This is a genomic window from Nocardioides jiangxiensis (assembly GCF_030580915.1).
Lineage (GTDB): Bacteria > Actinomycetota > Actinomycetes > Propionibacteriales > Nocardioidaceae > Nocardioides > Nocardioides jiangxiensis.
The window spans coordinates 1,428,161-1,441,371 of sequence record NZ_JAUQTA010000001.1; the positions used below are offsets into that span (position 1 = coordinate 1,428,161).

Sequence of the window (13,211 nt, forward strand, 5' to 3'; positions counted from 1 at the left end):
GTCACGATGTCGCGCAGGTCACTTTCTGTGACAAGGCGTTCCGCCTATCGCGGTCCGGTGCAAGACTGCGGGCGTCCCCACGCAGGAGGTCCCCATGTCGTTCCCCGCGCTCGCCCATGACCGCCTGGGCGCCGGCACCCCGGTCGTGCTCGTCCACGGCATCGGCCACCGTCGCCAGGCGTGGGACCCCGTGGTGCGGCTGCTCGCGGAGGACCACGAGGTGATCGCGGTCGACCTCACCGGTTTCGGTGAGTCCCCTGCCCATCCCAAGGGCAGCACCCACGACGTCGAGGCGTACGTCGACCACCTGGTCGCGAACTTCCGCGCCTGGGGGCTCGAGAAGCCGCACGTCGCCGGCAACTCCCTCGGCGGCGCGGTGGCCCTCGAGCTCGCGCGCCGGGGCGAGGTCTCCTCGGCGGTCGCGCTCGCGCCGGCCTCGTTCATCGACTGGAAGGGTGCGGGCGCCGCCCTGCCGCTGGTGGCGATGCGCCTCGGCGCGCTGCTGGTGCCCTCGCCGGCGCTGCGCCAGGCCTGCCGTGCCGGGTTCGTCCGCGCGGTCATCGGCTGGCCCCTCTACGCGTACGCCGACCGGCACGACGCCGCCTCGACGTACGGCGACGCGCTCGCGATGAAGCGGGCGCGCGGCTTCGAGCTCACCGCGATCAAGTGCCTGCGCCCGGTCTTCCGGCCGTTCCGCGGCGCCCTGAAGGCGCCGGTCACCATCGCCTGGGGCACGAAGGACCGGATCCTCCCCTACGGCCAGATGGCCCGCGCACGCCGGCTCGTCCCGGAGGCGCGGTACATCACCCTCGACGGGGCCGGCCACGTCCCCATGGGCGACTGCCCCGAGGCGATCGCGGAGCTGATCCGGGGGACGATCGCCGATGTCGAGGCCGGCCGCCCGGCCGTAGCCTGACCTCATGCCCACAGCGTCGCCCTCGCCGTCCTCTGACTTCCAGCCCGACGTCATCGTCGTCGGCGCCGGCCTCGCCGGGCTCGTCGCCACCCACGAGCTCGCCCTGGCCGGCAAGAAGGTGCTGGTCCTCGACCAGGAGAACCGCAACAACCTCGGCGGCCAGGCCTTCTGGTCGCTCGGCGGCCTCTTCTTCGTCGACAGCCCCGAGCAGCACCGCATGGGCATCCACGACTCGGTCGAGCTGGCCCTGCAGGACTGGCACGGAAGCGCACAGTTCGACCGCTTCGGCGACGGCACCGGGGGCCCTGGTCGCGGCGAGGACTTCTGGCCGCAGCAGTGGGCCGACGCCTATGTGCGCTGGGCCGCCGAGGGCAAGCGCGACTACGTGCACGCGCTGGGCCTGAAGTCCCTGACGTTCGTGGGATGGGCCGAGCGGGGCGACGGGCGGGCCGAGGGCCACGGCAACTCGGTGCCGCGCTTCCACATCACCTGGGGCACCGGGCCCGAGGTGGTGCGCATCTTCCTCGAGCCGGTCCTCGAGGCGGAGAGGTCCGGGCTCGTGCAGTTCGGGTTCCGGCACCAGGTCGACGAGCTCGTGGTCGACGGCGGTGCCGTGGTCGGCGTACGCGGCTCCGTGCTGGCGGCCGATGAGAGCGCCCGCGGCGTGAAGTCCTCGCGGGAGGTCGTCGGCGACTTCGACCTCCGCGCACGGGCGGTCGTGGTGAGCAGCGGCGGCATCGGCCACAACTTCGAGCTCATGCGGCGCAACTGGCCGACGGACCGGGTCGGGCCCGCGCCCACCCACATGATCGCCGGCGTCCCCGCCCACGTGGACGGCCGCATGCTCGCGATCAGCGAGCAGGCCGGCGCGACCCTCGTCAACAAGGACCGCATGTGGGCCTACGTCGAGGGCGTCCACAACTGGGACCCGATCTGGCCCGACCACGCGATCCGGATCCTGCCCGGCCCGTCGTCGATGTGGTTCGACGCGAACGGCAAGCGGCTGGAGGGCATGTCCGGCGTACCGGGTGCCGACTCGATCGGCTCGATGACCCAGATCCTCGGCACGGGCTACGACTACTCCTGGTTCGTCCTCGACCAGACGATCATCGAGAAGGAGTTCGCGCTCTCGGGCTCGGAGCAGAACCCCGACTGGACCAACAAGGACGTCCGGCTGATGCTCAAGGACCGTGTCCTGGGGAAGGGCGCCACCGGCCCGGTGGAGCGCTTCAAGAAGTACGGCGAGGACTTCGTGGTGGCCGACGACATCGCCGACCTCGTCGCCGGGATGAACGAGCTGGCCCGCGGCCCGAAGCTCGACGCCGCGGACATCGAGCGTCAGATCGTGGCCCGCGACCGCCAGGTCGACAACCCGTTCACCAAGGACGCCCAGGTCATGGCGATCCACAACGGCCGCAAGGACCGCACGGGCAAGATCATGCGCGTCGCGAAGCCGCACAGGATCCTGGACCCGGAGCACGGCCCGCTCATCGCGGTGCGCTGCAACATCCTGTCCCGCAAGACGCTCGGTGGCATCGAGACCAACCTCGACAGCCAGGCCGTCGCCGCCTCCGGCGAGGTCATCCCGGGCCTGTATGCAGCCGGCGAGGTCGCCGGGTTCGGCGGTGGCGGCGTCCACGGCTACAACGCCCTCGAGGGCACCTTCCTCGGCGGCTGCATCTTCAGCGGCCGCGCCGCCGGCCTCGCCCTCGCCCGCGACCTCTGACCCGCCGAGACGGGGCCTGTGCCACGGCGAGACGGGGCCTGTGCCACGGCGAGACGGGGCCTGTGCCACGGCGAGACGGGGCCTGTGCCGCGTTCTTCGCGGCACCGGCCCCGTCTCGGCCCAATGACGACTGCCCGCGCCGACTCGGAAGCGGCGCGGGCAGTCGTCGTGGTGGCGAGCAGTGCCCCGAGGACGGGGCCGGCATGCCTGGGTCAGGCGAAGAGACCGTTGGTGAGCGTCAGGCCCGGGTTGGTCGAGAACGCGAAGGCGAGGGCGAGCGCGCCACCCGCGAGGGCCAGGTCCTTGTTGAACATGATCTGCGTCATCGCCTTGGCCTCACCCTGCTCCTTCCAGAACGTGTGGAAGATCAGCGCGGTCGGCACGAGGACCAGCGCGAGCACGATGCCGGCGAGGTCGCCGTACACGCCGAACGCGATCGCCAGGCCGGCGAGGCCGAAGACCAGGCCGGAGGCGAGGACGTTCAGCTTGGCGAACGGGAGGCCCTTCGACTTGGCGTAGCCGGCCATGTAGTCGGTCTGCGCGAAGTGACCGACGGCGGAGAGCAGGAAGAGAACGACGAACAGGATGCGGCCGACGAGAAGGACGATGTCCATGGGATTACCTCCGAATGAGTTCCGGCGGCCAGGTGGTCGCCTCGATGACTCAATGGTGACACGTCATCTATCTAGATGACAAGTCATCTATCTGTCGCCTGCGCCACACCCGAAATGCAGTCACGCCACGTTCGTCACCCCGGGCCACGACAGAGCGTGGCCGAGGGCAGCGGACGTGGCGTGACGGCCCGACGCTGGGTGCGTCAGTCGAACTTCTTCTTGTGGCGCGGCTTCTTGTCACCCCACGCGGCCTCGGCGCCGGTGCGCTCGCTGCGGTCCTGGCGCGGCTTCTTCTCCCACGTGCCGTCGGAGAACTCACGCTTCTGCGGACGGTCACCCCGGTCGCCGTACGACGAGCGCTGCGGGCGGTCGCCGTACTCCTTGCGCGGACCACGGTCGCCGTAGGACTTGCGCGGCTCGGTGCGGATGCCCGGGCCCTTGTCCGGCTGGAGCTCGATGAGCTTGCCGGAGATCCGGGTCTGCTCGAGGAGGCGGTAGGTCTCGGGCGAGAGGTCCGCGGGCAGCTCCACGAGCGAGAAGTCCGGACGGATCTGGATCTTGCCGAAGTCCGAGCGGCGCAGGCCGCCCTCGTTGGCGAGCGCGCCGACGATCTGGCGGGGCTCGACCTTGTGGCGCTTGCCGACCTGGATCTTGTACGTCGCGAGCGGGACGCCGGTGCGCGACTCGCGCGGGCCACGGTCCTTGCCGCCGAAGTCGCCGCGGGCGCCACGGTCCGGGCGGTCGCCACGGTCGGGGCGGTCGGCCGAGACGGTGTTGACCTTGGGCATGTCCTTCTCGTCGAGGAGGAGCGGGGTCTCGCCCTGCAGGACGACGGCGAGCGCGGCGGCCACGTCGGCCTCCGGCACGTCGTGGTTCTTCACGTAGTGCGCGATGACGTCGCGGTAGTCGTCGATCGCCTCGCCCGCGAGCGCCTCCGTGATCGCCTCGTCGAAGCGGGCCAGGCGGGTCGCGTTGATGTCGTCGACGGACGGCAGGTCCATCAGCGCCATGGGCGACTTCGTGTGCTTCTCGATCATCCGCAGCAGGCCACGCTCACGCGGGGTGACGAAGGAGATCGAGTCACCCTTGCGGCCGGCACGACCCGTGCGGCCGATGCGGTGGACGTAGGACTCGGGGTCGGTCGGGATGTCGAAGTTGACCACGTGCGTGATCCGCTCGACGTCGAGGCCACGGGCGGCGACATCGGTGGCGACGAGGATGTCGAGCTTGCCGGCCTTGAGCTGGTTGACCGTGCGCTCGCGCTGGGCCTGGGCGACGTCACCGTTGATCGCGGCCGCGGCGAAACCGCGGGCACGGAGCTTCTCCGCGACCTCCTCGGTTGCCTGCTTGGTACGGACGAAGACGATCATCGCCTCGAAGTTCTCGACCTCGAAGATGCGCGTGAGCGCGTCGACCTTCTGCGGGAACGACACCATCAGGTAGCGCTGCGTGATGTTGGTGTTGGTCGCGGTCTTGTTCTTGACCTGGATCTCGACCGGGTCGTTGAGGTACTGCTTCGAGATGCGGCGGATCGTGCTCGGCATCGTGGCCGAGAACAGGGCGACCTGCTTGGTCTCGGGGGTGTCCTTGAGGATCGTCTCGATGTCCTCGGCGAAGCCCATGGAGAGCATCTCGTCGGCCTCGTCGAGGACCAGGAAGCGGAGCTCGGAGAGGTCGAGCGTGCCCTTCTCGAGGTGATCCATGATGCGACCCGGCGTGCCGACGACGATGTCGACGCCACGACGGAGCGCGGAGAGCTGGACGCCGTAGCCCTGGCCGCCGTAGACGGGGAGCACGTGGACGCCCTTGAGGTGCGAGGCGTACTTCTCGAAGGCCTCGCAGACCTGGAGCGCCAGCTCACGGGTCGGGGCGAGGACGAGCGCCTGCGGCGTCTTCTGGCCGGAGTCGAGCTGCGAGAGCACCGGCAGCGCGAACGCCGCGGTCTTGCCCGTGCCGGTCTGGGCCAGGCCCATCACGTCGCGGCCCGCGAGGAGCGGCGGGATCGTCTGCGCCTGGATGGCGGACGGGGTCTCGTAGCCGACGTCCTTGAGCGCCTTGAGCACCCGCTCGTCGAGGCCGAGATCGGCGAACTTCACCGTCTCGGCAACCACCTCGGCGTTGTCGTCGGGGGTCACAGCAGCGTCGTTCACAAGGTCACTCACCGTAGAAGCGTAGTGGGGCTGGCACTTATACGACCATTCGCCGGCGCGGTGACGCCCGACACGCCGTACGACGCGCCGTCAGTCGACGCGGGTCGACACCTCCGAGCGCTGCAGCTTCTCGTGCTCGACGAGCCCACCACCGCTGACCACCTCGTGGTCCTGGTCCTCGTGGCCGGAGGGCACGCGCGGGTCCTTGCTCCAGGGCACCCCGAGGGAGCCGCCTCTGCCACTCGCGCGTCGGCTGGTCCACTCCTCGCGGACCGGGCGACGACGATCGGTCTCGTCCACCTCTCCAGCGTACGTCGGTCCCGCGCGGCCGTCCGCTCAGTCGAGGCTCGTCGCCGACTCGGACTGGTCGGCCGGGTCCACCTCGTCGCGGTCGACCACACCGCCGCCGCTGACCACGGCGGCGTCATCGGTCTCACCCTCCTCCGCCATCCGCTGGTCACCGCTCGACGCCGTGCCGAGGGCGCCTCCGCCACCGGTCGGCTCGTCGGTCCAGTCGTCGGGTTCGATGCGCTTCTCGTCCATGGCCGGCCGGTACCCGCCGGACGGCGCCCCGACACGCTCAGCGGTAGGTGAGCAGCGCCTTGTCGTGCTCGAGGTGCGCGTGCGTGTTGAACGAGGACAGGTGCAGCCCCGACCGCCCGCTGATGACCTTGGTGACGGCCGTGTTGACCGCGACCCGGTTGAGCTGCGGCCACAGCGAGGCGTCGCCCGCGAGCAGGTGGGAGGTGGCCAGCCCGATCGGACCACCGGAGCTGACCACGAGGGTCGTACCGCTGGTGGCCCGGGCGGCCCGCTCCAGGGCACCGACGACCCGCGCCGTGAACGCCGGGAACGACTCGGCGTACTCATGGTCGGCGGAGCCGCCCGTCCAGCGGGCCGTCGCCTCCTCGAAGAAGGCCTGGAAGACCGCCCGCTGCCGCTCGGGAGGGAGCTCGCCGACAGCGGCCATGACCGAACGCGACTCCTCGCTGGGCGTGTGCACCCGCAGGACGTGGTCGAAGTCGAACTCGTCCCAGCCGGCGTCGACGGTCACGGGCAGGCTGCCGCCCGCGGACCCGAGGCCCTCGAGGATGCCCTCGGCCGTCTCCCGGTGCCGGCGGAGCTCGCCCCGCACGATCCGGTCCGGCACCACACCACGCGCGGCGAGGTCCCGCCCGAGGACCCGCGCCTGCTCGTGCCCGGCCGCCGACAGCGCGTCGTAGTCGGCGGCACCGAACGAGGCCTGACCGTGCCGGACCAGCAGGATCACGCTCATGCGGACCCGATCACCGAGCGGGCGCGGTCGCCCAGCATGTTGACGAACATCCAGAAGTGCTCGAAGCGCGGGTTCGTCGTCTGCCCGTGGTGGAAGCGGTAGTAGATCTGCTGGACGATGCCGGCGAGGCGGAAGACGCCGTACACCTCGTAGAACCGCCACTGCTCGGGCGTGACCGACAGGCCGGCCTGCGCGCAGTAGTAGTCCACGACCTCGGCGCGCGTGAGCATGCCGTCGGCGTTCGTCGGCTGCATGCGCACGAGCTGCCACATGTCGTCGTCACCCGCCTCGATCCAGTAGGACAGCACGCACCCGAGGTCCATCAGCGGGTCGCCGATCGTGGCCAGCTCCCAGTCGAGCAGGCCGATCGGGCGCGTCGGGTCGTCCTCGGCGAAGACCACGTTGTCGAAGCGGAAGTCGTTGTGGATCAGGCAGCTGCCACGGTCGGCCGGCTGGTTCGCGGCCAGCCACGCCATCACGTCCTCCATGTCGGTGACGTTGTCGGTGTGCGCGTTGCGGAAGCGGGTCGACCATCCCTCGACCTGCCGCGCCACGTAGCCGGTGCCCTTGCCCAGGGCGCCGAGCCCGGCCGCAGCGGGGTCCACCGCATGGAGGTCGACCAGCAGGTCCAGGGTGCTGGTGCACACGGCGCGCACCTGGGCGGGCGTCAGCGGGACGTCGAAGTCCTTGCGCGGGATCGACCCGACCAGGCGCTCCATCACGTAGAACTCCGACCCGAGGACCGCCTCGTCCGTGCAGAGCCCGACCATGGGGGCGACGTAGGGGAAGACCGGCGCGAGCGCCGCCTGGATCCGGTACTCCCTGCCCATGTCGTGCGCACCCCTGGCCTTCGTGCCGGCAGGCGGGCGGCGCAGGATCAGGTCCTTCGCCGGGTAGCGCAGCAGATAGGTCAGGTTCGATGCTCCGCCGGAGAACTGGCGGACCTCCGGCAGCCCGTCGCCCCAACCGGACGCGCCTGCGGTGGTGCGCAGCCAGGCGTCGACCGCCGCGACGTCGAAGGCATCCTCGTCGCGGACCTCGCGAGCACCGGCGACCTCCGGTGAAGCCGCCACGTCAGAAGAGCTTCCGGACGACGCCCATCGGCGCGTTCCTGAGCGCGAAGCCGAGCGGGACCCACGGCCACGAGGGGACGAGCGCCTTCTGCCTGCGCTTCTCGATGGCGGCGACCATCGAGCGGACGCCGGTCTCGGTGTCCACCATGAACTTGGTCTTCTGCTCGACCTTGTCGTTCATCTCCGAGCGGATGTAGCCCGGGTAGATGATCGAGACGTCGATGCCCTTGGCCTTCACGTTCTCGTTGATCAGGCCCTCGGCCAGCGCGGCGACGCCGGCCTTCGTGGCGGCGTACGTCGTGATCGCCGAGCGCATGCCTCGCATCGCCGAGACGGAGCTGATCATCACGAGGTGGCCGGACTTCTGGGCGCGGAAGATCTCCATGGCGGCCTCGGTCTGGGCGAGCGCGGCGACGAAGTTGGTCATCGCGGTCGCCTTGTTGGCGTCGTAGCGGCCCTTGCCCAGCGGAGCGCCCTTGCCGAGACCGGCGTTGATGATCGCGCGGTCGAGCGTGCCGAACTCCGCGGCGACCTCCTTGAACACGCGGAAGACCGCCTCGTCGTCGGTCACGTCGAGCGCCTTGGTGATGACCCGGCGGTCGGAGTGCTTCGCGGTGATCTCGGCGGCGAGCTCGTCGAGGCGCTCGGTGCGTCGCGCGGTGATCGCCAGGTCGTAGCCGAGGTCGGCGAACTGTCGCGCCATCTCGGCACCGAGGCCCGAGCTCGCGCCGGTGATGAGGATCGTTCCCTTGCTCATGGTCATGCGTCCTTCGTCTGGTCCTGCTGGGTGATGGCGTGGATGCGGGCGGCGAACTTCCGCTGCTCGCGGTCGTAGAGGGGGCGGGCGAAGCGCTTGGTCCACACAGCCTTGCGTGCGGGGGCGTCGGGGACGATGACCATCCGCCGCGCGTCGATGCCCTTCATCACGAGGGCCGCGACCTGGGTCGCGTCGAGGGGCGAGCGGTCGATCAGCCGGGCAGCGACCCGGTCCATCGCGGTGTCGCTGCCGTCGAGCGAGCTCGCCAGGTTGGTCCGGAAGAAGCCGGGGCAGATCGCGGAGACCGAGATCCCCCACGAGTCGAGCTCGTAGGCGAGCGTCTCGCTGACCGCGACGACCGCCGCCTTCACCGCGGTGTACGACGCCATGGCCGGCGGGTGGACGAGCCCGGCCAGGCTGGCGGTGTTCACGATCTGGCCACCCGGCTCGCCGGCCTCCACCGCCGCCTTCATCAGCGGGACGAAGGTGCGGATGCCGCGGACCACCCCGAGCAGGTTGATGTCGATGACGCGGTCCCACTCAGGCAGAGTGACGACGTCGATCCGCCCGCCGGTCGCGATGCCCGCGTTGTTGACCAGCACGTCCAGCCCGCCCCACTCGGCCTCGACCCAGGCACGGGCGGCATCCCAGTCGGCGTCGGACGTCACGTCGAGCCGGAGGTGGCGCGACCCCTCCGCCAGCGCAGCAGGCGGGTTGAGGTCGGCGACGAGGACGCGGTCACCCCGTGCCGCGAACGCCGCGACGAGCGCGGCACCGAGGCCGGACGACCCCCCGGTCACCAGCACCCGGCGGCTCCCTGTGGGCCGCGTCATCGCGACATCCCGTGCTTCATCAGCTCCAGGCGCGCGATCAGGCCGAGGTGCACCTCGTCGGGGCCGTCGGCGAAGCGCAACGAACGTGCGCCGGTCCAGGCCGCGGCCAGCGGGAAGTCGTCGGTCAGGCCACCGCCGCCGTGGATCTGCATCGCGAAGTCGATGACGTCGAGCGCCATCCGCGGCGCCGCCACCTTGATCTGGGAGACCTCGGAGATCGCGTTCATCGGGCCGCCGACATCGAGCTTCCAGGCGGCGTTGAGGACGAGGAGCCGCGTGGACTCGATGGCGATGCGGGCCTGCGCGATCCGCTCGTGGTTGCCGCCGAGGTTGACCAGCTGCTTGCCGAAGGCCTGGCGCGAGGTGCCGCGCTGGATCGCCAGCTCGAGCGCCTTCTCGGCCAGTCCGATGAGGCGCATGCAGTGATGGACGCGGCCCGGACCGAGGCGCCCCTGCGCGATCGCGAAGGCCTCACCGGGCCCGCTGATGACGTTGCCTGCCGGGACGCGGACGTCGGTCAGCGAGACCTCGCCGTGACCGTGCGGCTCGTCGAAGAAGCCCATCGTGGTGAGCATCCGCTCGACCTTCACCCCGGCGGTGTCGCGCGGGACGAGGATCATCGAGTGCCGGTGGTGGCGGTCGGCGTCGGGGTCGGTGACCGCCATGACGATGTAGATCTCGCAGTCGGGGTGGCCGACGCCGGTGGAGAACCACTTGGTGCCGTTGAGCACCCACGAGTCGCCGTCACGGACGGCGGTCAGCTCCATGTTCGTCGCGTCGGAGGAGGCGACGGCGGGCTCGGTCATCAGGAAGGCGCTCCGGATCCGGCCGTCGAGGAGCGGATCGAGCCAGGTGTCCTTCTGCTCCTGGTTGCCGTACTTCAGCAGCACCTCCATGTTGCCGGTGTCGGGCGCGTTGCAGTTGAAGACATACGGCGCGATGAAGCTGCGCCCCGTGAGCTCGGCGATCGGGGCGTAGTCGACGTTCGACAGCCCGGTGCCGCCGAGCGTGCCGTAGCGCCCGGCGTACGGGCCCTCGTGGCCGGCGGGGAGAAAGAGGTTCCACAGACCGCGCTCACGGGCCTTGGCCTGCAGCTGCGCCATGACCGGGAGCTCCTGCCAGTTCGAGCCGTCGCCGGACTCGCGGCGGCGCTTCATCTCGCGGTGGTAGTCGGCCTCGACGGGCTCGATCTCGGTCGCCATGAAGTCGCGGACGAGGCCGGTGAGCTCGGCGGCACGCGGGGAAGGTGCGAAGTCCATGGGGTTGACCATGCCAGTTTGTTGAGCAATGCTCAATAGTGTGAGCGAGGAAGTTTCCCGGACCCGCACCCGGCTCAGCCCCGAGGACCGACGACGGCAGCTGCTCGGCATCGGCCTGCGCATGCTGGTGGAGAAGCCGATCCAGGACCTCTCCCTCGACGCCGTCGCGGCCGAGGCCGGCATCTCGCGAGGCCTGCTCTTCCACTACTTCCCGACCAAGACCGACTACTACGACGCGGTGCTCGGCGCCGCGTCGCGCCGGGTGCAGCGCAACCTGGCGCCGGACCCGGACGCGCCGCCCGAGGTCGCCCTGCGCCAGTTCGTCGAGCGCTTCTACGCCCAGGTCGAGCGCCGCCGCGCCTTCTACCTCGCGCTGGTGTTCGGCAGCGGACCGCTCTCGTTCGGCGGCGAGGGTGTCGACAGCCACCGGATGACGATCGCGCGTCGCATCGTGACCGCCACCGGCCTGCCCGAGTCGGCCCTCGCCGTGGCCCACGGCTGGACGGCGTACGTCGAGGACCGGGCGCTGCGCTGGTCGGGCACGCCCACGGCGGACCGCCCTCCGCTCGCCGACGAGGTCGACCACGCCTGCCGCGCCCTGCACGCCCTCGTCGCGATCGAAGGAGACCCCCGATGAGCACGATCACCTGGCCCGTCGGCGGCGTCATCGACCCGCACATCCACCAGTGGGACCCCTTGGTCAACGACGGCGTCGTCGCAAAGGAGGCCCGCGCCCTCCGCCGGGTCCCGCGGGTCCCGCGCGCGCTGCGCTGGGCGCTCCCGCGCGCCGACCGGGAGTTCGTCGGCGACCCGCACCACGTGCTGAAGCCGTATCTCCCGCTCGACTACCGCGCCGACGCCGGCGGGGTGCCGGTCAGCACGGTGGTGCACATCGAGGCAGCCTGGCCGCACGAGCCCCACGCCCGGTCGGTGGAGGAGACCCGCTGGATCAGCGGCCTGCCGTTCGGTCAGGACGGTGCACCCGCCCTCGGCGCGATGGTGGTCCACGTCGACCCGCGGTGGCCGGATGCTGCGACCGTGCTCGGGCAGCACCTGACCGCCAGCCCGCTGGTCCGCGGCGTACGGATGTCCGCGGCGAACCACCCGGACCCCGGCATCCGCGACTTCGAGGCGTCCGCCGGGCTCTGGGCCCAGCGCGCGTTCCTCGACGGCTTCGCCGCCATCGCCGAGCGCGGCCTCAGCTTCGAGCTGTGGGGCTACGCGCACCAGCTGCCCGATGCACTCCCCCTCGTACGCGCCTACCCCGAGACGACGTTCGTGCTCGACCACTACGGCACCCCGGCTGGGCTGCTGGGACCGCGCGGCACCACCGCCGGCCGGGACGAGCGCCAGCGCGCGGACCAGCTCGCCCGCTGGCGTGACGACGTCTCGGCACTCGCCGGCCACCCCAACGTCGTCGCCAAGCACTCAGGCCTCGGCATGCCCGTCCTCGGCGGAGAGGTACGTCGACCCCGCAGTGCACCGCTCGACGCCCACTTCGTCGACACGGTCGCGCCGCTGATCCGCCACGTCCACGACTCCTTCGGCACTGCGCGCACGATGTGGGCGTCGAACTTCCCGATGGACAAGCCGGGCATCGGCATCCCGGCGAGCATCACGCTCCTGCTCGACGTCCTGGGCAGCTATGCCGACGTCGACCTGCTGCTGCGCGACGTGGCGCGGCGTACCTACCGCCTGGGCTGAGGAGGCCCGTGGGCCGACGGGCGGCCGACGTTCAGCGGGAACTCCTTGCCGACGGCTCGGCGGCGTGGTCGACTCGGCTCGGGCACCCGCCCGCCGGAGCTCGGGTCCGATCTTTCGTCGCAGTGCGCTTTTCGGAAGGTGATGGCATGGCAGGGAAGTTCGAGGTCTACGAGGACAAGGCCGGCAAGTTCCGGTTCCGCCTGAAGGCGGCCAACGGCCAGGTGGTGGCGGTCGGCGAGGACTACGAGACCAAGGCAGCGGCGGTCAAGGGCACCGAGGCGGTCCAGCGGGCCGCGGAGGGCGCGACGGTCGTCGACCTCACCGAGTGACCCGACGCGTCGGGCGGGTCCCTCCGGCCTGCCCGACGCGGCTCGCCTTGTCGTCAGCCGAGGAGGGCGCTGATCTGGTCGATCGCTGCACTCAGCTCGGGACCGTCCTCCTCGCGGAAACCCGGCCCCTTCACGGGCACGGCGTCCCCGGGACGCACCTGCTCTCCACAGCGGTCGCAGCAGACGACCGGCGTGCTGAGCTCACCGCACGCGAGGTGGCGCCACAGCAGCGGAGGGCCGTCGTCGCCCGCGAGCCACTTGTCGCCGAACTGCTGCAGGGCGAGGACGACCATCGCCAGGTCGTTGCCCTTCTCCGTCAGCCGGTAGTCGTACCGCGGAGGGTGCTCGGAGTAGGGGACCTTCCCGAGCACCCCGTGGTCGAGGAGCGCCTGCAGGCGCTGGGTCAGCACCTTGCGCGAGATCCCCAGGTCGCGCTGGATCGCGTCGAAGCGGCTGACGCCGAGGGCGACGTCGCGGATGATCAGCGGGGACCACCGGTCACCGACGACGTCGAGCGAGCGCGCCACGGAGCAGTGGCGGTCATCCGGCGAGGTGTGCACGGACTCACCCTAAC

The 13,211-nt window shown here is 70.9% G+C and carries 15 protein-coding genes; 5 read left to right on the top strand and 10 right to left on the bottom strand.

All coding sequences use genetic code 11. The features are described from left to right. Positions 1-94: 94 nt before the first annotated feature. Together Q5722_RS06920 and Q5722_RS06925 are read left to right on the top strand one after the other, a co-directional pair. Positions 95-916 (top strand): alpha/beta fold hydrolase, encoded by an 822-nt coding sequence (locus Q5722_RS06920; protein ID WP_305027473.1) that lies wholly within the window; start codon positions 95-97, stop codon positions 914-916. A gap of 4 nt (positions 917-920) precedes the next feature. Next, positions 921-2,642, top strand: coding sequence for an FAD-binding dehydrogenase (locus Q5722_RS06925; RefSeq protein WP_305027474.1), 1,722 nt, complete (start codon positions 921-923; stop codon positions 2,640-2,642). 212 nt (positions 2,643-2,854) lie between these two features. Here Q5722_RS06925 and Q5722_RS06930 read toward each other — a convergent pair whose 3' ends face one another. The 9 genes from Q5722_RS06930 to Q5722_RS06970 all read right to left on the bottom strand — a co-directional run bounded on the left by Q5722_RS06930 (position 2,855) and on the right by Q5722_RS06970 (position 10,604). Next, a complete protein-coding gene (locus Q5722_RS06930) occupies positions 2,855-3,256 on the bottom strand; it encodes a DoxX family protein (RefSeq protein WP_305027475.1) in 402 nt (133 codons plus the stop codon). A gap of 203 nt (positions 3,257-3,459) precedes the next feature. Next, positions 3,460-5,418, bottom strand: coding sequence for a DEAD/DEAH box helicase (locus tag Q5722_RS06935; protein WP_305027476.1), 1,959 nt, complete (start codon positions 5,416-5,418; stop codon positions 3,460-3,462). A gap of 78 nt (positions 5,419-5,496) precedes the next feature. Beyond that, positions 5,497-5,706 (bottom strand): hypothetical protein, encoded by a 210-nt coding sequence (locus tag Q5722_RS06940; RefSeq protein WP_305027477.1) that lies wholly within the window; start codon positions 5,704-5,706, stop codon positions 5,497-5,499. Between the two features lie 36 nt (positions 5,707-5,742). Continuing rightward, complete coding sequence (locus Q5722_RS06945; protein WP_305027478.1) at positions 5,743-5,949, bottom strand: hypothetical protein; 207 nt, start codon at positions 5,947-5,949, stop codon at positions 5,743-5,745. A gap of 37 nt (positions 5,950-5,986) precedes the next feature. Then, positions 5,987-6,682 carry a histidine phosphatase family protein gene (locus tag Q5722_RS06950; RefSeq protein ID WP_305027479.1) on the bottom strand — a complete coding sequence of 232 codons (696 nt, stop codon included), beginning with the start codon at positions 6,680-6,682 and terminating at the stop codon, positions 5,987-5,989. Continuing rightward, a complete protein-coding gene (locus Q5722_RS06955) occupies positions 6,679-7,755 on the bottom strand; it encodes a phosphotransferase family protein (RefSeq protein WP_305027480.1) in 1,077 nt (358 codons plus the stop codon). The genes Q5722_RS06950 and Q5722_RS06955 overlap by 4 nt, the downstream gene beginning before the upstream one ends. 1 nt (position 7,756) lies before the next feature. After that, positions 7,757-8,512 (bottom strand): SDR family oxidoreductase, encoded by a 756-nt coding sequence (locus Q5722_RS06960; protein ID WP_305027481.1) that lies wholly within the window; start codon positions 8,510-8,512, stop codon positions 7,757-7,759. Positions 8,513-8,514: 2 nt separating this feature from the next. After that, positions 8,515-9,345 (bottom strand): SDR family NAD(P)-dependent oxidoreductase, encoded by an 831-nt coding sequence (locus tag Q5722_RS06965; RefSeq protein WP_305027482.1) that lies wholly within the window; start codon positions 9,343-9,345, stop codon positions 8,515-8,517. Beyond that, positions 9,342-10,604, bottom strand: coding sequence for an acyl-CoA dehydrogenase family protein (locus tag Q5722_RS06970; protein ID WP_305027483.1), 1,263 nt, complete (start codon positions 10,602-10,604; stop codon positions 9,342-9,344). The genes Q5722_RS06965 and Q5722_RS06970 overlap by 4 nt, the downstream gene beginning before the upstream one ends. A 40-nt stretch (positions 10,605-10,644) precedes the next feature. Here Q5722_RS06970 and Q5722_RS06975 point away from each other — a divergent pair, with 40 nt between their 5' ends. The 3 genes from Q5722_RS06975 (at position 10,645) to Q5722_RS06985 (ending at position 12,637) form a co-directional block, all read left to right on the top strand. Further along, on the top strand, positions 10,645-11,241 hold the full coding sequence (locus Q5722_RS06975; protein WP_305027484.1) for a TetR/AcrR family transcriptional regulator: 597 nt from the start codon (positions 10,645-10,647) through the stop codon (positions 11,239-11,241). Then, the gene (locus Q5722_RS06980) at positions 11,238-12,308 is read left to right on the top strand and encodes an amidohydrolase family protein (RefSeq protein WP_305027485.1); all 1,071 of its coding nucleotides are present in this window, start codon (positions 11,238-11,240) and stop codon (positions 12,306-12,308) included. The genes Q5722_RS06975 and Q5722_RS06980 overlap by 4 nt, the downstream gene beginning before the upstream one ends. A 146-nt stretch (positions 12,309-12,454) precedes the next feature. Continuing rightward, positions 12,455-12,637 (top strand): YegP family protein, encoded by a 183-nt coding sequence (locus Q5722_RS06985; protein ID WP_305027486.1) that lies wholly within the window; start codon positions 12,455-12,457, stop codon positions 12,635-12,637. A 53-nt stretch (positions 12,638-12,690) separates the two neighbouring features. On the opposite strand, the gene Q5722_RS06990 is transcribed toward Q5722_RS06985, so the two are convergent. Then, positions 12,691-13,197 carry a winged helix-turn-helix transcriptional regulator gene (locus tag Q5722_RS06990; protein ID WP_305027487.1) on the bottom strand — a complete coding sequence of 169 codons (507 nt, stop codon included), beginning with the start codon at positions 13,195-13,197 and terminating at the stop codon, positions 12,691-12,693. Positions 13,198-13,211: the final 14 nt, after the last annotated feature.

What these genes read in the sequence shown, in the direction of transcription:
- Q5722_RS06920 (WP_305027473.1), top strand. Translation starts at nt 95, where the DNA reads ATGTCGTTCCCCGCGCTCGCCCATGACCGCCTGGGCGCCGGCACCCCG.
- Q5722_RS06985 (WP_305027486.1), top strand. Translation starts at nt 12,455, where the DNA reads ATGGCAGGGAAGTTCGAGGTCTACGAGGACAAGGCCGGCAAGTTCCGG.
- Q5722_RS06960 (WP_305027481.1), bottom strand. Translation starts at nt 8,512, where the DNA reads ATGAGCAAGGGAACGATCCTCATCACCGGCGCGAGCTCGGGCCTCGGT.
- Q5722_RS06980 (WP_305027485.1), top strand. Translation starts at nt 11,238, where the DNA reads ATGAGCACGATCACCTGGCCCGTCGGCGGCGTCATCGACCCGCACATC.
- Q5722_RS06965 (WP_305027482.1), bottom strand. Translation starts at nt 9,345, where the DNA reads ATGACGCGGCCCACAGGGAGCCGCCGGGTGCTGGTGACCGGGGGGTCG.
- Q5722_RS06970 (WP_305027483.1), bottom strand. Translation starts at nt 10,604, where the DNA reads ATGGACTTCGCACCTTCCCCGCGTGCCGCCGAGCTCACCGGCCTCGTC.
- Q5722_RS06925 (WP_305027474.1), top strand. Translation starts at nt 921, where the DNA reads ATGCCCACAGCGTCGCCCTCGCCGTCCTCTGACTTCCAGCCCGACGTC.
- Q5722_RS06930 (WP_305027475.1), bottom strand. Translation starts at nt 3,256, where the DNA reads ATGGACATCGTCCTTCTCGTCGGCCGCATCCTGTTCGTCGTTCTCTTC.
- Q5722_RS06950 (WP_305027479.1), bottom strand. Translation starts at nt 6,682, where the DNA reads ATGAGCGTGATCCTGCTGGTCCGGCACGGTCAGGCCTCGTTCGGTGCC.
- Q5722_RS06945 (WP_305027478.1), bottom strand. Translation starts at nt 5,949, where the DNA reads ATGGACGAGAAGCGCATCGAACCCGACGACTGGACCGACGAGCCGACC.